This window comes from Marinomonas gallaica (assembly GCF_049821165.1).
Classification (GTDB): domain Bacteria; phylum Pseudomonadota; class Gammaproteobacteria; order Pseudomonadales; family Marinomonadaceae; genus Marinomonas; species Marinomonas gallaica.
Genome location: NZ_CP187511.1, coordinates 1,754,135 through 1,772,587, shown reverse-complemented (window position 1 = coordinate 1,772,587; position 18,453 = coordinate 1,754,135). Strand labels below are relative to the sequence as shown.

The following is an 18,453-nucleotide window of genomic DNA, read 5'->3' as shown; positions in this document are numbered from 1 at the left end:
ATTACCTTTAAACTAGACCAAGCACATTGTAACGCATAGCAAGCCGCGCGAGTTCAACATCACTTTGGATTTCAAGCTTGGTGAAAATACGCTTACGAAAGGTACTGACCGTTTTGTCAGATACATGAAGCCTATCCGCAATCTCTTTTGTTTTCACACAATCGACGATCATTTGTGCCACCTGAAGTTCACGCTCAGACAATTCACTAAACGGTGAATCAGACCCATTCTTGGTCGTTTTAGATAACGCTACTTTTTGGGCAACAACCCGTGAAAGGTATTGTTTGCCTTGAATAACCGTTTCAAGTGCTTCAACTAGTTCAGACTGATCTGAACCTTTTGCGACATAGCCACTTGCACCCGCTTCCATCATCTTTGCTGGATAAGGCGCATCATCTGTACCAGATAACGCAATGACTTTTGTATCAGGGTATAAGCGTTTAATCTCAAGCGTTGCGCCAAGACCGCCGATACCAGGCATATGCACGTCCATTAAAACAATGTCGATGCGTTCATTTCTCAGCACCTTAAGAGCGTCCTCACCACTGTGTACGGTTCCCCATACATTCACGCTCGGAATGTCTTCAATGACACGCTTTATCCCTTCACACACCATGGTGTGATCGTCGACAATCAGAACCTTACGCATCTCTACCTCATATAAAGCACGAAACCCTGTATACAATGTTATCGTTTACGAAACTTTTCGAAAAGAAGTAATGTCTTACTCAACGTAGTTATTTGTAAGGTAAAACGTCAGTTTTCACCATACTTTTTGTCAATATAACTTAAAGCAAACCCTTATATGTAAGTTTTTGTTAAAGAAATACCTTTAAGTTCACTTAATCACATATTTGCATAAGCTTCTAGTTAGGCAACTGCCCCCTGTAACCCAATGCCTTAAGCGCCTCTTGCGCTCGCTCACGGTACAAAACGCGAATCTTTGTGCCTTTGGTCTTGTACAAGTAGTACAAGTGCGGGGCTATATCACTTTCTGTTAGATTTAACTGCTTAGATAAGTCATTTAACAGGTCGTCAAGAACAGGAGCCGACTTGTCTTCTATCATGACTGGTTTCGGTATTACCAACTTCTCGCCATTGATCACTTTATCGACTAAGCGCGTGTAATGCTTTTCGAATATAGGCCTAGTCGTGCGCTCATCTTCGGTGCTTAAATAGTGCCAGCCCGTCTCCGAGCCAGCAAAATAAACAGCGGCATGCGACCAGCGGTTTTCTTGGGGATTATGACGGCAACCACACGCTTCCATATACGCTTGGCGTGGCTCTGGTAAGCCGTACGCTTTGTAAGCAGTTTGAATAACCGATAAAAACTCTGAAATAGTAGGTGGCCATGCAAAACGCTCTTTGGTGCGCTCGACAGCGTACGCCAAAAGCGGCTCTTGGAAGCCTTTCAAGGCAATCGCCCATTCACGTTTAGCCAGTTTAACTTCTTCTGTTGTCGAATACGCCGAGGCAAATTTATGCGTGTAAATCGCTTTGAAGCGAGCAAATAGCATGTTCACCAGTACACGAGTTCGCTGCTCAGCTTCTGGAGAAGCTTGGCTCTGCTCTCGCTCGGTATTACCAGTCTGTGTCGTGTATGTTTGTGAGGGCGCTGCTAACTTGCTCTCGATTGGACTTAGAATTTGCTGTATAGGTTGCGGTTCCTTCATAGGACTGACGATCCGATTGTTTGTATTGCCATTGACGTTTCACGTATTTAAAGAATTCGCTATTCCAAGTACGAACATTTTTACGCTGCTCTTTAATTCTTAGCAAAAATTCAGCTAACAGAGACTCTGCAAATTCTCGCTCTATACCCGCCTGCTGAATTTGCTCAAATGTCGCCTCTTCGGGTAACCATTGATCAGGCTGACGCGTGCGTTCTTTTGCCTCAAGATACAAATCAAAGTCAGTTAGACCTCGTCGATCTTTTCCCGAGGCAGGCATTGGCATTGCTGATTCAGTATGTTGCGGTTTAGAGCGTTGAGTAAATTGCGGCTGTGGTGTTGCGCCTTGATTATAGGCTTCTGTTTGCAAGCGAGACAATTTGCTCATCGCATCTTCTTTTGGCTCAGCGGGCTTCTGAGTAACAGGCGCAGCAGCCTGCTGCTTTGTAGCCGGAGCATCTGTGTGCGCTTGTTGCTCACCAGACTCTAATAGTATTTCTACGCCGGAGTCTGAGCGACGAAACTGTAAAACCTGCGCCATTTGAAGACTGCTCAGTAAGCGCACCACATACGGGGCAGTCCAAAAAGGCAGCATTTCGACTAATTCTCTATGAGAAATTTTCATCTGACGAGTATTAAGGTGATGCGATCGCTGCTGCAAATAAGTCAGCAATACACTTTCCTCTAGACCAAGCTCACAAGCTAGGTTAAACGAGACGGGTAACAAAAAATCAGGGGCAGCCATAAACACGACCATTTCGTTCGGGATTATTCAGTTTACCAAACAGCAAAGCTTTTAGCACGATAACTCGCTTTTCTCTTACGAAGCAAGCATAAAAAATATGTGTTCCAGAAAATTGTGACAGCAACATTTCTTTACCGTTAAAGAGTGTTGACAGGGAAATTTTGGACTCCTATGCTGAAACTGTGCCGCGGAGTTGGACACCTTCCATTCTCCAACATTCGGCCGACTTTACTGAGGAGAAAGTTGCATGTATACAATAAATATTACTGGTCACCACGTCGACATCACTCCAGCAATCAAAGATCACATCAATGAAAAAATGAACAAAATCGCCAAATTGAGTGATCAAATAACATCCGTCAACGTGACGCTTGTACAAGACAGTAAAGAACAGAAAGCAGAAGCACGAATACATTTACCCGGCAAAGAGCTATTCGCCACCGCGTCTTCTGAAGATCGCTTATTTTTCGCTATTGATAATATGATCGATAAATTAGCTCGCCAAGTGGATAAACATAAAACCAAACAAGCTTCTGGCACTCACAAAGCCGCCGTAGCTTCATAGAATCTAACGATTTCCCGACTCTCGACGCCCGCTTATCCAGCGGGCGTTTGCGTTTCTAATTAGATACGCACAATAAATATTGAACTTTGGAACTTCTGCCCGCATAGTCTGTCTTATATTGAAGGTTAATTTAACTAGGAGAGCACTATCATGCGTTACACTGATGCCCTTTCGACGACTCATACGTCACAGGCGGCCAATAAGACGCTGCGCAACACGTATGGATTACTATCACTAACCTTGCTTTTCAGTGCGTTTACCGCTGGTGTTAGCGTGGTTATGAATTTACCGCCTATGGGCTTAATTATTACTTTGGTCGGTTTCTACGGTTTACTATTTTTGACGCACAAATGTAAAAATAGCGCCGCTGGCATTTTATGCGTCTTCGCACTAACTGGCTTTATGGGACTAACACTAGGCCCTATTCTTAACATGTATCTAAACATGGCCAACGGTGGGACACTGATCATGAGTGCCTTAGCAATGACAGGACTCTCTTTTATGGGTCTTTCTGCCTACGCGCTTATATCTAAAAAAGATTTCAGTTTCCTTAATGGCTTCATCACCATAGGCTTCTTTGCATTGCTGTTTGCCATGATTGCTGGCTTCTTTATTCAACTTCCAGCGCTTCAGATCTTTATTTCTGTTGGCTTCACACTGTTCTCTGCAGCCATTATCTTACTGCAAACCAGTGAGATCGTACGTGGTGGAGAAACTAACTACATTATGGCTACAGTGAACCTATATGTTTCTTTGTACAACATGTTCCTAAGCCTATTGTCTCTATTCGGTATGGCAAGCGACGACTAATCGCGCCATAGGATATTAAAAGGCCGCAGACTGCGGCCTTTTTTATGTGTAAAATTTGCTTTATTTAAGAAGCAACTCTATGAATTACTCTCTTTTCATAACGGGCAGCCCTACAAGCAGTAAAGCCTGCCATACGGCACTAGACTTTGCTGAAGCAGTCGTCCAAGACAGCAGACATACATTGTCAGGTGTCTTTTTTTACGAAGAAGCCGTTAACATAGCGAATGCGCTGGCCATGCCACCACGCGATGAGTGCAACATTCGTGATGAGTGGGTGCAGTTCGCTCATCAACACAGCATCCCTTTATATGTGTGTATCGCAGCAGCATTACGTCGTGGCGAACTCAATGAAGCAGAAGCTAAGCGTCATGAAGTCGATCAACACAATCTTGCAAGTGGCTTCCTGTTAGAGGGGCTCGGCAGTTTATTAAGTTTGACGCTTGAGTCTGATCGCACCATGAGGTTCAAGTAATATGTCTACTCTCATCTATCTGTCAAGCTCCCCTTATAGCAGCAATTCCATTAAAGAAGCTCTGGATCTGGCACTTGTCTTTGGCACCTTTGAGCAATCAATCAGCATTGCCATAACGGGTGATGCCTTAGCATTATTAATTGCCTCTCAAACGCCAACAGTCCGACAAGGAAAGCATTTATTCAAACTGCTTGATGGACTAGAGTTTTACGATATTGAGAATATTTATGTAAAACAGGAGGAGATTGCTAAGCTCGCTATTGAAACATGGCCTGGTGTATCCCCTTTAGCGCAAGAAAGCTGGCTCGACATGCTCGATCAACATTCAGACATCTACCACTTTTAAGGGGCATCCATGAAGCTGTATCAAATAAATAAAAGTATGTACCCACAAAGCGTCGAACAAGACTGGCAATTAAGTTTGATGTCTGGCGATGCGGTATTATTAATGGAAGTGGGTGTACTCCGAGGCCTAACCCAGCAATCAATGCTCACTCAACTGATCGAAAAAGGCGTTACTCTCTACTTTAGAGAGCACGATTTAACCGCCAACGGTCTATCCGTACCTTTTGGTGAGGCCATTTCTGATCCGCAGTGGGTCGATTTGACCACTCAATATGACAAAATTGTTTCTTGGTGATTTATGACATTATCAGCTAAGCAGTTCGATGAAGAAGGCTACCTGCTCAATCTCAGTGATTGGAGCGAAGCCCTAGCAGAAGAAATCGCCACACAAGAAGGTCTTGTACTCACAGCAGAGCATTGGGCGGTTTTAACAGTGTTGCGCAATTTCTATCAACAGTTTGAAGTGTCACCCGCCATGCGCCCTTTTGTAAAAGCCGTCGCAAAAGAATTGGGAGCAGAAAAAGGGAAAAGCATCTATCTCATGAAGCTTTTCCCAGGCAGTCCTCCTAAGCTAGCTGCCAAAATTGCGGGATTGCCTAAACCGGCAAATTGCCTTTAGAAAAGGCAGCGAATGCTGCCTTTCTTCTCTCAAAGATTGGTTACTTTCCAAACCATGATAGCTTGTCTTGTAATGCGACAACTTCACCAATGATCAGCAAAGCGGGTGACTTCACTTCATTGTCTAAGGCCATTTGATGCACATCTTTCATTGTTGAAGTGAACACTCGCTGCTCTATTGACGTGCCTTTTTCGACAATGGCCACTGGCATAGAGGGACGCATACCAAAACGAATCAATGACTGACTGATGGATTCTAGCCCAGTCAAGCCCATGTAAATAACCAACGTTTGTGATGGGTGTACCAGCTCATCCCACGGTAAATCCGTGGTGCCATCTTTAAGATGCCCGGTTAGAAATCGAACCGATTGAGCATAGTCTCGATGTGTAAGTGGAATACCAGCATACGCGGCACAACCGGCTGCTGCCGTCACCCCTGGGACGACTTCAAATGACACCCCTTCGCAGACTAACTCTTCTAGTTCTTCGCCTCCACGACCAAAGATAAATGGATCGCCGCCTTTTAGACGAACAACGACTTTACCCTCTTTCGCTTTACTCGCCAGCAACTGATTAATTTGATCCTGCGGCAAGCTGTGCAATGACTTCGCTTTACCGACATAAAGCTTTTCTGCTTTGTCAGGGATCATTGCAATGATTTGTTCACCGACCAATCGATCATAAAGCACGACATCTGCAGCTAAAAGTAAACGATGCGCTTTCATCGTTAGTAAGTCAGGGTCACCTGGACCTGCTCCGACCAAATATACTTTACCCGTCATAATTTTTCTTTCTCAAACAGAAAAGCCCCACACCGGGGGCTTTTAAAATATTGTTGCAAACCCGATTAACCGATCAGAGTCTTACCGCCCATGTAAGGCACAAGTGCTTCAGGTACAGTAACCGTACCATCTGCATTCTGGTAGTTTTCAAGAATCGCCACCAGAGTACGGCCTACAGCTAGACCTGAGCCGTTCAAAGTATGTGCCAATTCTGGCTTGCCTGTTTCAGGGTTACGCCAGCGAGCCTGCATACGACGTGCTTGGAAGTCCCACATGTTTGAGCAAGAAGAGATCTCACGGTATTTCTGCTGACCAGGAAGCCACACTTCTATGTCATAGGTTTTATGCGCAGAGAAACCTAGATCACCACCACAAAGGATAACAGTGCGGTAAGGTAAGTTTAGCTTTTGTAAAATGACTTCAGCGTGACCGATCAACTCCTCAAGCGCTTGCGTAGAACGATCAGGACGACAGATGTGTACTAGCTCTACTTTTTCAAATTGGTGCTGACGGATCATGCCGCGCGTATCACGGCCGTAGCTACCTGCTTCACTACGAAAACAAGGCGTATGCGCAACAAACTTCTGATGCAAATCTGCATCGTTTAAAATTTCATCACGAGCAATATTGGTAACCGGAACTTCTGCCGTTGGGATTAAATACAAGTCACTATTGCCGCTGTCTTTATCAACGGGTACTTTGAACAAGTCATCTTCAAATTTTGGCAGTTGACCTGTACCACGTAGCGATGCAGCGTTCACTAAGTAAGGCACATAGATTTCAGAATAGTTATGCTCTTCGATGTGTGTGTTCAACATAAATTGAATCAATGCGCGATGCAGACGAGCTAGATCAGTACGCATAACAGCAAAACGAGAGCCAGTAATCTTGGCAGCCATTTCAAAATCCAGCATACCCAGTGCAGCACCAACATCAACATGGTCTTTCACATCGAAGTCAAAGGTACGCGGCTCACCCCAGCGACGAATTTCAACGTTGTCATCTTCCGTCGCGCCCGCTGGTACAGATTCATGGGGAATGTTTGGAATGCTTTCAAGAAACGCTTCCATTTCGGCTTGAACCTGAGAAAGCTGCTCTTTCGCGGCGGATAAGTCATCACCCAATGTGGCCGTTTTTGCTTTTAATTCATCCGCCAAAGCTTTGTCGCCCGCTTTCATTGCTGAGCCAATTTCTTTGGATGCGGCGTTACGGGACTGTTGCAGGTTCTCTGTTTCAATCTGAATTGCTTTACGACGTTCTTCTAAACTAGAGAAAGTCGCCACATTTAAATCAAAGCCTTTTTTCTTTAGTAAAGCGGCAATCGCTTCTGGATCCGCCCGTAGAGCTTTAATATCTAACATCGCTGCAACAAAACCTTATATAGTTGAATATTGAAATAACTGTTGTAGATTGGTCTTAAACAAAGCGCGCAAGGCCTACGCCTGCGGCTAATGCCAATATACCTAACAAACAGCTTAATGATAAATAGCTTAAGGCACTTAGCCAAGCCTGCTGATTCACCAGAGAGACAATTTCTAATGAAAAAGTCGAGAAGGTAGTAAAAGCCCCCAAAAAGCCGACCATAATAAAGGGTCTTAGTGACTCTACGCTAGGAATACGCTCACTGATGATCACAAATGCGACTCCCATGAGAAAACTCCCTAGTACATTGATCGACAATGTTGCCATAGGAAATGGTGCCTGCCAAAAACCATTGACCCATTTAGCTAAGGCATAACGTGACACAGCGCCTAACGCACCACCTAAAGCAACCATCAGATAAAGCACTACCCGTTTTCTCCTTCATGATAGCGTTTTTGTAAACTCTGCAAGTCTTGCTCTTCAAGCCAAGCCAGTTTCTCAGCAATTTTCTTTTCTAACCCTCTATCGGTCGGAATGTAATAACGCTCATTAGCCAATTCAGCCGGTAAATAAGATTCGCCTGCAGCGTAAGCATTCGGTTCATTATGAGCATAACGATAACCTTCACCATGCCCCATGTCTTTGGCAAGACTCGTTGGCGCGTTACGCAAATGATTTGGCACTTCCAAACTAGGCTGATTTTTAACATCACTCATCATTTGGTTAAACGCTTTATATAACGCATTGCTCTTTGGTGCACACGCCATATAAACCGCCGCTTGAGCAATCGCACGGTTACCTTCGTATGGGCCAACTCGCTCAAATATATCCCACGCATTTAAACCGATCTGCAAGGCTCTTGGATCGGCATTACCGATATCTTCTGAGGCAATCGCTAATAATCGGCGGGCGATATAAAGTGGATCACATCCCCCATCGAGCATACGCACCATCCAATATAATGCACCATCAGGAGAAGAGCCTCGTACCGACTTATGAAACGCGGATATCTGATCATAAAAAACATCACCGCCTTTATCATAGCGACGAATGCTGCCCCCTAGTATATCTTCTAACTGGGCATTAGTGACCGCTTCCCCGTCCTCAACGAAATCCGCAAGGATTTCCAAAAAGTTCAAGCTACGACGAACATCACCATCTGCAGCCTGCGCTAAGATCGCTAACTGTTCATCTTTAATTTGGATATTACGATCGCCTAAACCTCGGCGACAGTCATTTAGAGCATGCTTCATCGCCGATAAAAGGTCATCAACTGTAGGGGTTTGTAATCGGTACACTCGAGCACGGGATAACAAAGCGGAGTTGAGTTCAAAGGCAGGGTTTTCAGTGGTCGCACCAACAAATAGAAACGTGCCATCTTCTATATACGGTAGAAAAGCGTCTTGCTGCGATTTATTAAATCGGTGTACTTCGTCGACAAACAGTAGCGTCGATTTTTGAGTCATTAAACGCCATTGCTTGGCATCGTCAACCGCCGCACGAATGTCCTTTACGCCTGACATAACAGCCGATAATTCAATAAACTTAGCGTCCAATGAATGGGCAAACAACTGTGCAAACGTCGTTTTTCCTACGCCTGGCGGCCCCCATAAAATAAACGAATGCCCTTGGCGACGTTCCACCATTTTACGCAGTGGCTTTCCTTCGCCAACCAAATGCTCTTGCCCGACATATTCGTCTAATGTTTTAGGGCGCATGCGGGCAGCCAACGGTTGCATTAGGTTAACATCATCGGAGGCAAACAAATCGTCCATTGGCTACTGCTCAATAATTACATCGACGGACTCTGGTAGGTCCACATTAAAATTCTGTTCTGATACCCCTTCATGAGCCTCTATATTCGAGAACTCAATCACGGTTGTTTGACCTAATACATCTTTGATACTCATCGCACTGATCGCCTTATCATTAAACGACAGTGTTAATGAATCGAACAAGTCTTCTTGATCGTTAGGCGCAAGCTTATAGCTGTCCTTACCAACGCTTTCGACAGCATAATGACTCAATACATTAGCAGCAGAATCCCCCAGCAAAGCTGCAGGTGAATTACCGACTGTTCCTGCAAAAGGTTTACGTGTGGCCTGCTCTAAATCAACATCCCAAATCGTAACCCACTCGCCGTCTGAAATAATTCGCTGCGGGAAAGGTGAAATCGTATCCCAGACAAAACGATTGGGCGCTGCAAGCAAGAAAACACCTTCGCTGTGCTGCACTTGCTCCCCCTGCTCGTTATACGTAACTTGACGAAACTCACCCTCAACATTGCGATTTTCTTCGAGCAATTGTGTCAGTGAATCGACTGATGTGTCAGCCCAAGCATTCACTGCTAAAAACATGCCTAGTGCACAAATAAAACGACTCATACATTTTCCTCGCGTAACGGATTCCTACTCAGGAATCAGAATCTCTCGTTGACCATTGGTTCCCATTGGTCCGACTAATCCAGCAGATTCCATTGCTTCGACCAAGTTTGCAGCTCGGTTATAGCCAATTTTTAGACGTCGTTGAATAGAGGAGATAGAAGCTTTACGCGTTTCTATCACAATTTTCACGGCCTCGTCGTATAAGGCATCTTTGTCTTCACCACCGCCAGCGGTAAGCTCTTCCGCACTCACGGTCACATCATTAATGTAATCTGGCTCGCCGCGTGCTTTCCACTCCTCCACTACAGCATGCACTTCTTCGTCCGACACGAAAGCACCATGCACACGTATTGGGGTTGGCAGTCCAGCCGGTAGATACAACATGTCACCCTGTCCAAGCAGCTGATCTGCACCACCTTGATCAAGGATGGTACGAGAATCTATTTTCGAGGATACTTGGAACGCCATACGTGTTGGTATATTAGCTTTAATCAAACCCGTAATAACATCCACTGAAGGACGCTGGGTCGCTAGTATTAGATGAATACCCGCCGCACGAGCTTTTTGGGCGATACGAGCAATCAGTTCTTCGACCTTTTTACCTACAATCATCATCATGTCGGCAAACTCGTCGACGACAATAACGATGTACGGTAAAGGCTCTAGATAAGGTACAGTGCGTGCCACGCCATCTTCCGAGAACATCGCCATTTCAGGTGTCCATAATGGATCTTCAATAGGCTCGCCCGCCGCCGCGGCTTCACGTACTTTTTTATTGAAACCGGCAATATTTCGTACGCCTAACTTGGACATTAATTTATAACGGCGTTCCATTTCGTCTACTGACCAACGTAAGCCATTGGCAGCATCTTTCATATCCGTGATAACAGGCGTTAATAAGTGTGGGATACCTTCGTAAATAGAAAGTTCCAACATTTTAGGGTCGACCATGATCATGCGTACTTCGTCAGGTGTCGACTTTAACAACATACTGAGAATCATGGCATTAACCCCCACCGACTTACCCGAGCCGGTAGTACCTGCCACTAACACATGAGGCATTTTAGCCAAGTCGACCACCACCGCTTCACCCGAAATATCATGTCCAAGTGACAAGGTTAAAGGCGATGTTGCATTGTCATACATAGGTGTATTGATTACTTCAGAAAAGTAAACGGTATCACGATGTTGGTTTGGTATTTCAATACCAATAGTAGATTTACCAGCGATCACTTCGACCACTCGCACACTTAATACGCTTAATGAGCGCGCTAAATCTTTGGCCAAGTTGGTGATTCTAGAAACTTTTACACCAGGCGCAGGCTGGATTTCAAACCGCGTAATCACTGGACCAGGGTTGACCTCAACAACTTCGGCTTTCACACCAAAATCTTGTAGCCGCTGCTCTAATAACGCAGAAAGATCCAACAGCTCGTCTTCGGTATAACCACCCTGTTTAGGCTTCGGCGGCGTTAATACAGCTCGATCAGGCAAACTGTAAAGTGCTTCAGAGCGCTCAATTTCAGTCGATGGTCCACCAAGACCATCAAGTTGCTTGGCCTCAGATAAGGTTTTCACCGCAGGTTTGTGCGCCGCTGAATCAGGAGTAGGTTGCGCTGATAATTGTGTTTTAGGTGGCTTGGCCACTGTTTCTGTTATAAATGGTGGCTCATCGACACTTTGATCCGCAGCAAATTGAAGCTCTGTTTCTTGCTGCGAACGAGTCTGGCTAGAAGGTTGTTGCTCCATCGCTACTTGCTCTACAGGAGATGTCTCTGCATTAAACCTTTTCTGTTTATGCTGAATGTTCGCAGATGACAACTTTGTTTCAGATACTGCACTAGGTTCTTTCTTATCCCAGACGTCATCAAAGCTGATGTCTCGATGGTCTTCTTCGACATATAAGGTATCTGTAAAATCAAAAGTATCATCGCTGTCATTAAAGGACGCTGAGTCCAGTCCATCAAAACTTGGTTCTCGATGCTCTCTATTGGCTTCTAGTTGGACTGAATCTTCTATCTTAGACGAACGCGTAAACTTGCCTTTCATTTTTTCCCATAAAGACACTTTTTCTTCCGTCTCATCTAGACCGGCCTCGTCATCGATCACTGCTGCCACTTTCTTTTTACGGAATATAGCAGGCTTTTCTAGTTCGTCTTCTTCAACTGCTTTTTTAGCTGCTTTCTCAGCAGCCTTCTTCGCTTTCTGTTTAGTTGATTTATCATTTTGTTCTTCTACGTCCTCATCACGTTGAAAACGCCTAATGACCCACAGATAAGCCATTTCCGCTCGCTCGCCAATGAATTCAAGTGCTTGGGACCAATGAACTTGAGCTAAAAGAGTAAACGCGAGTAGAACTAAAGCAAGACTGACCAGAGTGCCACCATCATAGCCAATCCAATGATAAAGCAACTGCCCAAGGGATTGCCCTAGAATACCGCCTGTTCCAAACTGCAGTGAAGCATTTCCTACCGTGTGCAAAAAACAAAGCGCGGAGCCAAAACTCAAATATAAAATACTACCAACGCAACAGAGAATGGCATTATTAAGCGGAATCATTTGATGTGGGTTGCGCCATAATATAAAGGCAACCAATAAGAAAAGTAGAGGTAACGAATAAAACAGGCTGCCAAAGAAGGCTGACAATAAATCAGCTAACATTGCACCTATCGGCCCCATAGAATTTTGAACGGCACTACCACTGCCAGAATAAAACCAACCGGCATCTTCTGGATTGTAGGTATAAGTCGCGAAAGCAAAAAATAGAAAAAACAACATTGCGGCAATAAACGCCGCCTGCTTCGCAAATGTTCCCCAGACAAGTGATCGTACAGACTCACGCCCTACTTGTGTCAAAAGCCACCTTCCAATGTCATCAGCCAATGTTTAGGGTGCAAGCTTACCATAAAAAAAGCCAGCCCGAAGGGCTGGCTTTCGCTTTTACTAAGATAGGGAAATCTTAGAAGAATGCTTTAACACCAACTGTGTGATGCTCAGAACCTTCATAAGCAGAATCTGCCGCTAGATCACCGTTGTAGTTTTTGTAGTAGTACGTTAGATCACCTGCAGCGTACTCAGCAACAAAGTAAGTACCATCTTCTTTATCGCCCTCTAGATCTTTAGAGTACTGAAGAATTAGCGTAAGTGCATCTGTCGCAGCAAGTTCAACACCGAAACCAGCTTGTTGAACATCAGTGGTATTATCTGTACCTGTTTCGCCTACACCGTAGTTAGCAGACAAAGTCGCTGGACCAGCATTGAATTGCGCGCCCACGTTTACAGAATTAGCATCGCCGATGGCACCACCAGAAATACCTAATTTGACTGCATCTAGATCAACAACATAAGAGATTGCCGCGCCGATATCGGAATCATCGTTAGAATTTGTAGTTGCTTCAAGTGCTACAGTTAGACCAGGTGCTACTGCGTAACGAAGACCTGTGTTATCAGTGTCACCTTGAGCTGTGCGAAGATCTACACCACTTTGAAGCTCATCCATGCCCATGAATGCGCCAGTAGAAACAGATCCATCAAAACGACCGAAAGATACCGCACCTTGTTTCACATAAAGTTTTTCAAAGTTGATATCAGTGCCTTCGTCATTACCCGTTGTTTTAACTTCGATCTCAGCGTATACAACACCAGTATCGATCGATAGCTCAACTTCACCAAGATCCGTACCGTCTGCTAGATCACCGGTATCTTTAGATTCGCCGTAGTAGCTAACGTATTCGATGCCCGCTTCACCAGAAAATACTGGCTCAACAGCGAAAGTAGATGTAGATACCGCAGCTGCAACAGCAGATACCGCGAAAACAGAAGCAAGTTTAATCGCTTTCATTCAAGATTCCCCTTTAATTATATATGTTCGGTCTCAAGACCTTTTGAAAGGCTTAGCACCTAAAAATCATTTAACGCTGAGATATCAGCGACTTAAATATAGTAAAGCCTATCAATTTCAGTTTTGTGACAAACCCACAACACCGAAAAATTTTTAGTCCGTGAACAGCGATTCGTTTAATATTTTTATTCGCCGCTCTGAACGTACTTGATTAAAACCAAGTTTTACTTTGCTGGTCAAGCACTACGAACACTTTTTTTGATTTTTTTTTGCATTTTTCATGTTTTACTCATGTCTAAGGAGCCAAAAAGGCATATCAGAATGCAAAATCAAGCAATAATCATACGACTTCGATACGAAACACCTACAAAGCGACCAAAAAAAGTGTATTCACTCACTAAGTACTGGTAAAACGGGGTAAGAATTGTGGATAATAACAGCACTCCAACACGTCTTTTTAAGAGAATTCATGCGAGATTCCACTGAAAAAAGCTCAGAAAACACAAAAGAGCTCGTTCTGTTGACAGAATCTATTTATGATACGCCGGACCCATTTAAGTCTCTGGATGACCCAGAAGGCCTTTCTGCGGTCGGTGGCGATTTAAAACCTGAGCGATTAGTTCACCTTTATCGGCATGGATTCTTTCCATGGTACAGCGATCCTGACCCAATCCTTTGGTGGCATCCACATGAACGCTGCACACTCACTCCTTCAGATTTCCATACCAGTAAATCGCTGCAGAAGAGCCTTAGAAATAAAAACTGGAGTTGGAAAGTAAACTCAGACTTTAGGCAGTCAGTCGACATCTGCCGTCAACTGCGTGCAAATAATGAAGGAACCTGGATATCTGAAGACATCATTGACGCATACTCAAAATTGAACAAGCAAGGCTTTGCTTTTTCGGTTGAATCTTTTTTGGATGGCGAATTAGCCGGCGGATTTTACGGCGTGGCAATGGGGAGCATGTTTTTTGGGGAATCGATGTATTCTCTTAAAAACAATGGTTCAAAGGTGGCATTGTGGCAGTTTTGCCAGTTAGCGCATGATCTGGGTATACAAATGATCGACTGCCAAGTATATTCGGAGCACCTTACGTCATTGGGTGCAAAAATGCTTAACAAAAAAGATTTTGTTAGAGCGTTACAGCAACTGATACCCAGCCCATGCCCAAACAGCCAGCTAGCAGCACTAGCGAAGCATAAAGCGCCTTTGCCCATCACTAATTTTATGGGCTAAATTTGCTTTTTAGCGCTATTTTGGGCAAAATACGGCCGAAATTTTAGCAAACTCGCCAATCACAAGCCTATTTTTAGCCTAAATAGCGAGAGAATGCTTAACCTTAATTAAGAACAGGACACTGATTGTGGCAAAAGAAGATAGCATTGAAATGGAAGGTACGATTGTCGATACCCTTCCAAACACTATGTTCCGTGTGGAACTTGAAAACGGTCACGTTGTGACTGCGCATATTTCCGGAAAAATGCGTAAAAACTACATTCGAATTTTGACCGGAGATAAAGTAAAGGTTGAACTAACACCTTACGATTTATCAAAAGGTCGAATCGTTTACCGTTCTCGCTAATACACGACGAGAATGTGATTTACAAAAAAGCCGCTTAATACTTTAAGCGGCTTTTTTGTGCTTTGGTATATAGGAATTAAGCCCTCCATGGAGGGCTTAATGTTACATCAACAGCGCACAGACTCTTTCCTAACGGAGAATGACAATTCATCTTTCTCTTCATCTAATGCAACTGTGACAACACCACCCTCTACTAAATCACCAAATAAGATCATGTTAGCAAGTGGTTTCTTCAGATGCTCTTGGATCACGCGCGCCATCGGACGTGCGCCCATCTGACGATCATAACCTTTACTTGCCAACCAGCCGCGAGCCGTATCACTCACTTCGATCAGAACACCTTTAGCATCAAGTTGAGCTTGCAATTCAACCAAAAATTTATCGACGACATTAAAGATAACCTGCTCATCAAGCTGTTTAAATTGAATCACCGCATCCAATCGGTTACGGAACTCTGGCGTGAAGGTCTTATTAATGGCTTCCATACCATCGGTTGAATGGTCCTGCATAGAGAAGCCAATCGATCTTTTAGCAAGCACTTCAGCGCCAGCATTAGAGGTCATCACTAACACCACATTACGGAAATCCGCCTTGCGGCCATTATTATCGGTCAATGTACCGTGGTCCATTACTTGTAGCAGTAAGTTGAAAACTTCAGGATGCGCTTTTTCAATCTCATCCAACAACACAATACTGTGAGGGTTCTTAGTCACAGCCTCTGTCAACAAACCACCTTGATCGAAACCAACATAGCCCGGCGGTGCACCGATTAAACGCGATACTGCATGGCGCTCCATGTACTCAGACATATCAAAGCGAATAAGCTCAAGCCCCATAATCTTCGCCAGCTGACGCGTCACCTCGGTTTTACCAACACCGGTTGGTCCAGCCATCAAGAATGAACCAATCGGCTTCTGCTCGGCTTTCAGGCCTGCACGAGACAACTTAATCGCATCAGCTAAGGATTCGATGGCACCATCTTGACCAAACACCACCATTTTCAAGTTGCGCTCAAGATTAGAAAGTACCTTTTTATCATCCGAGTTGGCCGCTTTCACAGGCACTCGTGCGATCTTAGAAACGATATCTTCAATGTCTTCTACGGTGATGATTTGTTTGCGTGTCTCTTCTGGCTGCAAGCGCTGATAAGCACCCGCTTCATCCACTACATCAATGGCTTTATCTGGCATATGACGATCAGGAACATAACGTTGCGCCAGCTCAGACGCAGCCTTCAACGCTGCGTCTTCGTACTTAATTTTATGATGCTCTTCAAAGGCACCGATGATGCCCTTCAAAATCTCATAGGTATCATCAACACTCGGCTCATTGACATCGATTTTCTGGAATCGACGAGCCAAGGCATGATCTTTTTCGAAAATGCCACGAAATTCTTGGAACGTTGTTGAGCCAATGCAACGTAACTGGCCTGAGCTCAATGCAGGTTTCAGTAAATTGGAAGCATCCATCACACCACCTGACGCAGCGCCCGCACCAATAATAGTGTGAATTTCATCAATGAATAGGATCGCATTCGGGAGTTTTTTCAATTCGCCCAACAGATGCTTTAAACGCTTCTCAAAATCACCACGATATTTGGTACCCGCTAAAAGAGCACCAAGATCTAACGAATAAACAATACCGTCAGCTATCACATCAGGCACTTCGCCATCTACAATACGCTTAGCAAGGCCTTCAGCAATGGCGGTTTTACCCACGCCTGATTCCCCCACTAAGAGCGGGTTATTTTTTCGGCGACGAGAAAGCGTTTGTACGACTCGCTCAACTTCATTTTGACGTCCGATCAAACGATCTATTCGTCCTGCTTTCGCTTCTTCATTCAAGTTTGTCGCGTATTTCTGTAGTGGCGCTTTGGCACTATCTTCGCCGTCTTCATCTTCCTGCTCAATCGATTCATCTGGTGTTGAACCGCCTAGCTTGGAAATGCCATGCGCGACAAAATTGACAACATCAATGCGCGCTACATTATGGCGGCGCAGCAAATAAACGGCTTGGCTTTCTTGTTCACTGAAAATCGCCACAAGAACATTCGCACCCGTTACTTCTCGTTTGCCAGATGATTGAACGTGGAACACCGCACGCTGGAGTACACGCTGAAATCCTAGGGTAGGCTGCACTTCCCGCTCTTGATCGTCTTCTGGGATAAGGGGGGTTGTGCTGTCAACGAACTCTTCTAACTCCTTGCTCAAGGTTTCTAACGTAACACCACAAGCCTCTAGCACTTTGCTTGCGGCAGCATTGTCAATCAAAGCCAATAAAAGGTGCTCAACAGTCATAAATTCATGACGCTTGTCACGAGCGGCTTTGAAAGCATTATTCAAGGTTTGCTCTAGTTCTTTATCTAGCATCGCTTATCCCTCACTAAAAATCAGTCGACTTTTTGCAAGTCGCACATTAGGGGGTGCTCGTTTTGCTCTGAAAACTGCTGCACCATAGCTACTTTAGTTTCCGCAATACCAAAGGGGTAAATGCCACAAACACCTTTACCCTTGGTATGTACTTCCATCATTACATGCTGGGCTTTTTCTGAATCCATATTGAAAAAGCGCTGAAGAATAAATACGACAAAATCCATTGGCGTATAGTCATCGTTAAATAAAACCACCTGATACATAGACGGCGGCTGAAGATCAGTTTCATCTGGTGCGATAGCAACCGACGAGTGACCGTTATCATCGTCCTCTAAACTTAGACTAATTTGCTTCGATGCAAACATCTCGGACCTCAAACACTACAAATATTCACGTTAATTAGCATTTCCTCAATCCCTAGTAACCCAGAAAGTGGAAAACAATAAGAATTTTACAAATCCACAATAGAGTTCTACTCTCAAGTAATATGTGGTCAAAAGTCACACAATTAAACCCTATTGAAATCATGAAAGTGAGTTTAACAGATCTTTAATCACATATATCAAACCGAATTCATTAACAGCGTTTATTTGCGGTTCGGCTAATCGAGCCTACAGAGTATTGAAGGAGTGACTCATGCATCGTGGATCCGTTAAATGGTTTAATAACGCAAAAGGGTACGGCTTTATTGTATCTGACAGTTTCGACGAAGATTTGTTCATCCACTATTCAGCGATCAATGTTGAAGGTTACAAAACCCTAAAGGCAGGTCAAACCGTAACATTTGATGTCTCTCCTGGTAAACGAGGCTTACACGCCATTGAAATTACCCCAGTTGAAAGCGGAGCCAACGTTGAGGAAAGCATCACAGAATCAGCTTAACGGCATTTGAAATAGCACTAGA

21 protein-coding genes are annotated in these 18,453 nt (G+C 44.4%); 9 read left to right on the top strand and 12 right to left on the bottom strand.

The window, feature by feature from the left end:
* Positions 1–7 precede the first annotated feature (7 nt).
* From ACPUEK_RS08290 to ACPUEK_RS08280, 3 genes are all read right to left on the bottom strand, one after another.
* Positions 8–649 (bottom strand): response regulator, encoded by a 642-nt coding sequence (locus tag ACPUEK_RS08290; protein ID WP_067214886.1) that lies wholly within the window; start codon positions 647–649, stop codon positions 8–10.
* Positions 650–866: 217 nt separating this feature from the next.
* Positions 867–1,673, bottom strand: coding sequence for a replication protein P (locus tag ACPUEK_RS08285; RefSeq protein WP_231872522.1), 807 nt, complete (start codon positions 1,671–1,673; stop codon positions 867–869).
* Positions 1,582–2,415, bottom strand: a complete 834-nt coding sequence (locus tag ACPUEK_RS08280; protein WP_425642889.1) for a DnaT-like ssDNA-binding domain-containing protein — start codon at positions 2,413–2,415, stop codon at positions 1,582–1,584. The genes ACPUEK_RS08285 and ACPUEK_RS08280 overlap by 92 nt, the downstream gene beginning before the upstream one ends.
* A 247-nt stretch (positions 2,416–2,662) precedes the next feature.
* Here ACPUEK_RS08280 and hpf point away from each other — a divergent pair, with 247 nt between their 5' ends.
* The 6 genes from hpf (at position 2,663) to ACPUEK_RS08250 (ending at position 5,226) form a co-directional block, all read left to right on the top strand.
* Complete coding sequence (hpf, locus tag ACPUEK_RS08275) at positions 2,663–2,980, top strand: ribosome hibernation-promoting factor, HPF/YfiA family (protein WP_067034544.1); 318 nt, start codon at positions 2,663–2,665, stop codon at positions 2,978–2,980.
* Between the two features lie 150 nt (positions 2,981–3,130).
* Positions 3,131–3,790, top strand: coding sequence for a Bax inhibitor-1/YccA family protein (locus ACPUEK_RS08270; RefSeq protein ID WP_067214896.1), 660 nt, complete (start codon positions 3,131–3,133; stop codon positions 3,788–3,790).
* Between the two features lie 79 nt (positions 3,791–3,869).
* The gene (gene tusD, locus ACPUEK_RS08265) at positions 3,870–4,262 is read left to right on the top strand and encodes a sulfurtransferase complex subunit TusD (RefSeq protein ID WP_425642888.1); all 393 of its coding nucleotides are present in this window, start codon (positions 3,870–3,872) and stop codon (positions 4,260–4,262) included.
* Between the two features lies 1 nt (position 4,263).
* Positions 4,264–4,608 (top strand): DsrE family protein, encoded by a 345-nt coding sequence (locus ACPUEK_RS08260; RefSeq protein WP_067214900.1) that lies wholly within the window; start codon positions 4,264–4,266, stop codon positions 4,606–4,608.
* 9 nt (positions 4,609–4,617) lie between these two features.
* Positions 4,618–4,902: a DsrH/TusB family sulfur relay protein gene (locus tag ACPUEK_RS08255; RefSeq protein WP_067034556.1), complete on the top strand. Its 285-nt coding sequence runs from the start codon at positions 4,618–4,620 to the stop codon at positions 4,900–4,902.
* A gap of 3 nt (positions 4,903–4,905) precedes the next feature.
* Positions 4,906–5,226, top strand: a complete 321-nt coding sequence (locus tag ACPUEK_RS08250; protein WP_067214903.1) for a TusE/DsrC/DsvC family sulfur relay protein — start codon at positions 4,906–4,908, stop codon at positions 5,224–5,226.
* A gap of 40 nt (positions 5,227–5,266) precedes the next feature.
* Here the strand turns inward: ACPUEK_RS08250 and cobA are convergent, their stop codons facing one another.
* The 7 genes from cobA to ACPUEK_RS08215 all read right to left on the bottom strand — a co-directional run bounded on the left by cobA (position 5,267) and on the right by ACPUEK_RS08215 (position 13,594).
* Positions 5,267–6,007 carry a uroporphyrinogen-III C-methyltransferase gene (cobA, locus tag ACPUEK_RS08245; protein WP_067214905.1) on the bottom strand — a complete coding sequence of 247 codons (741 nt, stop codon included), beginning with the start codon at positions 6,005–6,007 and terminating at the stop codon, positions 5,267–5,269.
* Between the two features lie 65 nt (positions 6,008–6,072).
* Positions 6,073–7,368: a serine--tRNA ligase gene (gene serS, locus ACPUEK_RS08240; RefSeq protein ID WP_067034565.1), complete on the bottom strand. Its 1,296-nt coding sequence runs from the start codon at positions 7,366–7,368 to the stop codon at positions 6,073–6,075.
* A gap of 55 nt (positions 7,369–7,423) precedes the next feature.
* Entirely contained in the window at positions 7,424–7,795 is a 372-nt protein-coding gene (gene crcB / locus ACPUEK_RS08235; RefSeq protein ID WP_082866050.1) for a fluoride efflux transporter CrcB, read from the bottom strand.
* Positions 7,795–9,144 (bottom strand): replication-associated recombination protein A, encoded by a 1,350-nt coding sequence (locus ACPUEK_RS08230; RefSeq protein WP_425642887.1) that lies wholly within the window; start codon positions 9,142–9,144, stop codon positions 7,795–7,797. The genes crcB and ACPUEK_RS08230 overlap by 1 nt, the downstream gene beginning before the upstream one ends.
* Before the next feature lie 3 nt (positions 9,145–9,147).
* Positions 9,148–9,753, bottom strand: a complete 606-nt coding sequence (lolA, locus tag ACPUEK_RS08225; protein ID WP_067214912.1) for an outer membrane lipoprotein chaperone LolA — start codon at positions 9,751–9,753, stop codon at positions 9,148–9,150.
* Between the two features lie 24 nt (positions 9,754–9,777).
* The gene (locus ACPUEK_RS08220) at positions 9,778–12,609 is read right to left on the bottom strand and encodes a DNA translocase FtsK (RefSeq protein ID WP_425642886.1); all 2,832 of its coding nucleotides are present in this window, start codon (positions 12,607–12,609) and stop codon (positions 9,778–9,780) included.
* Between the two features lie 103 nt (positions 12,610–12,712).
* Positions 12,713–13,594, bottom strand: coding sequence for a hypothetical protein (locus ACPUEK_RS08215; protein ID WP_067214918.1), 882 nt, complete (start codon positions 13,592–13,594; stop codon positions 12,713–12,715).
* Between the two features lie 469 nt (positions 13,595–14,063).
* Between ACPUEK_RS08215 and aat the strand changes: the two genes are divergently transcribed.
* Positions 14,064–14,831, top strand: coding sequence for a leucyl/phenylalanyl-tRNA--protein transferase (aat, locus tag ACPUEK_RS08210; protein ID WP_067214920.1), 768 nt, complete (start codon positions 14,064–14,066; stop codon positions 14,829–14,831).
* A 127-nt stretch (positions 14,832–14,958) separates the two neighbouring features.
* Entirely contained in the window at positions 14,959–15,177 is a 219-nt protein-coding gene (gene infA / locus ACPUEK_RS08205; RefSeq protein ID WP_055461515.1) for a translation initiation factor IF-1, read from the top strand.
* A gap of 107 nt (positions 15,178–15,284) precedes the next feature.
* Here the strand turns inward: infA and clpA are convergent, their stop codons facing one another.
* Positions 15,285–17,546 (bottom strand): ATP-dependent Clp protease ATP-binding subunit ClpA, encoded by a 2,262-nt coding sequence (gene clpA, locus ACPUEK_RS08200; RefSeq protein ID WP_067034583.1) that lies wholly within the window; start codon positions 17,544–17,546, stop codon positions 15,285–15,287.
* A 20-nt stretch (positions 17,547–17,566) separates the two neighbouring features.
* A complete protein-coding gene (gene clpS, locus ACPUEK_RS08195; protein ID WP_082866051.1) occupies positions 17,567–17,914 on the bottom strand; it encodes an ATP-dependent Clp protease adapter ClpS in 348 nt (115 codons plus the stop codon).
* A gap of 271 nt (positions 17,915–18,185) precedes the next feature.
* Here clpS and ACPUEK_RS08190 point away from each other — a divergent pair, with 271 nt between their 5' ends.
* Positions 18,186–18,431: a cold shock domain-containing protein gene (locus tag ACPUEK_RS08190; RefSeq protein WP_067034587.1), complete on the top strand. Its 246-nt coding sequence runs from the start codon at positions 18,186–18,188 to the stop codon at positions 18,429–18,431.
* The last annotated feature ends 22 nt before the right edge of the window (positions 18,432–18,453 follow it).

Bases quoted from the DNA above. Each gene is read 5' to 3' on its own strand.
- ACPUEK_RS08290 (WP_067214886.1), bottom strand. From the start codon at position 649: ATGCGTAAGGTTCTGATTGTCGACGATCACACCATGGTGTGTGAAGGG.
- ACPUEK_RS08285 (WP_231872522.1), bottom strand. From the start codon at position 1,673: ATGAAGGAACCGCAACCTATACAGCAAATTCTAAGTCCAATCGAGAGC.
- ACPUEK_RS08280 (WP_425642889.1), bottom strand. From the start codon at position 2,415: ATGGCTGCCCCTGATTTTTTGTTACCCGTCTCGTTTAACCTAGCTTGT.
- hpf (WP_067034544.1), top strand. From the start codon at position 2,663: ATGTATACAATAAATATTACTGGTCACCACGTCGACATCACTCCAGCA.
- ACPUEK_RS08270 (WP_067214896.1), top strand. From the start codon at position 3,131: ATGCGTTACACTGATGCCCTTTCGACGACTCATACGTCACAGGCGGCC.
- tusD (WP_425642888.1), top strand. From the start codon at position 3,870: ATGAATTACTCTCTTTTCATAACGGGCAGCCCTACAAGCAGTAAAGCC.
- ACPUEK_RS08260 (WP_067214900.1), top strand. From the start codon at position 4,264: ATGTCTACTCTCATCTATCTGTCAAGCTCCCCTTATAGCAGCAATTCC.
- ACPUEK_RS08255 (WP_067034556.1), top strand. From the start codon at position 4,618: ATGAAGCTGTATCAAATAAATAAAAGTATGTACCCACAAAGCGTCGAA.
- ACPUEK_RS08250 (WP_067214903.1), top strand. From the start codon at position 4,906: ATGACATTATCAGCTAAGCAGTTCGATGAAGAAGGCTACCTGCTCAAT.
- cobA (WP_067214905.1), bottom strand. From the start codon at position 6,007: ATGACGGGTAAAGTATATTTGGTCGGAGCAGGTCCAGGTGACCCTGAC.
- serS (WP_067034565.1), bottom strand. From the start codon at position 7,368: ATGTTAGATATTAAAGCTCTACGGGCGGATCCAGAAGCGATTGCCGCT.
- ACPUEK_RS08230 (WP_425642887.1), bottom strand. From the start codon at position 9,144: ATGGACGATTTGTTTGCCTCCGATGATGTTAACCTAATGCAACCGTTG.
- lolA (WP_067214912.1), bottom strand. From the start codon at position 9,753: ATGAGTCGTTTTATTTGTGCACTAGGCATGTTTTTAGCAGTGAATGCT.
- ACPUEK_RS08215 (WP_067214918.1), bottom strand. From the start codon at position 13,594: ATGAAAGCGATTAAACTTGCTTCTGTTTTCGCGGTATCTGCTGTTGCA.
- aat (WP_067214920.1), top strand. From the start codon at position 14,064: ATGCGAGATTCCACTGAAAAAAGCTCAGAAAACACAAAAGAGCTCGTT.
- clpA (WP_067034583.1), bottom strand. From the start codon at position 17,546: ATGCTAGATAAAGAACTAGAGCAAACCTTGAATAATGCTTTCAAAGCC.
- clpS (WP_082866051.1), bottom strand. From the start codon at position 17,914: ATGTTTGCATCGAAGCAAATTAGTCTAAGTTTAGAGGACGATGATAAC.
- ACPUEK_RS08190 (WP_067034587.1), top strand. From the start codon at position 18,186: ATGCATCGTGGATCCGTTAAATGGTTTAATAACGCAAAAGGGTACGGC.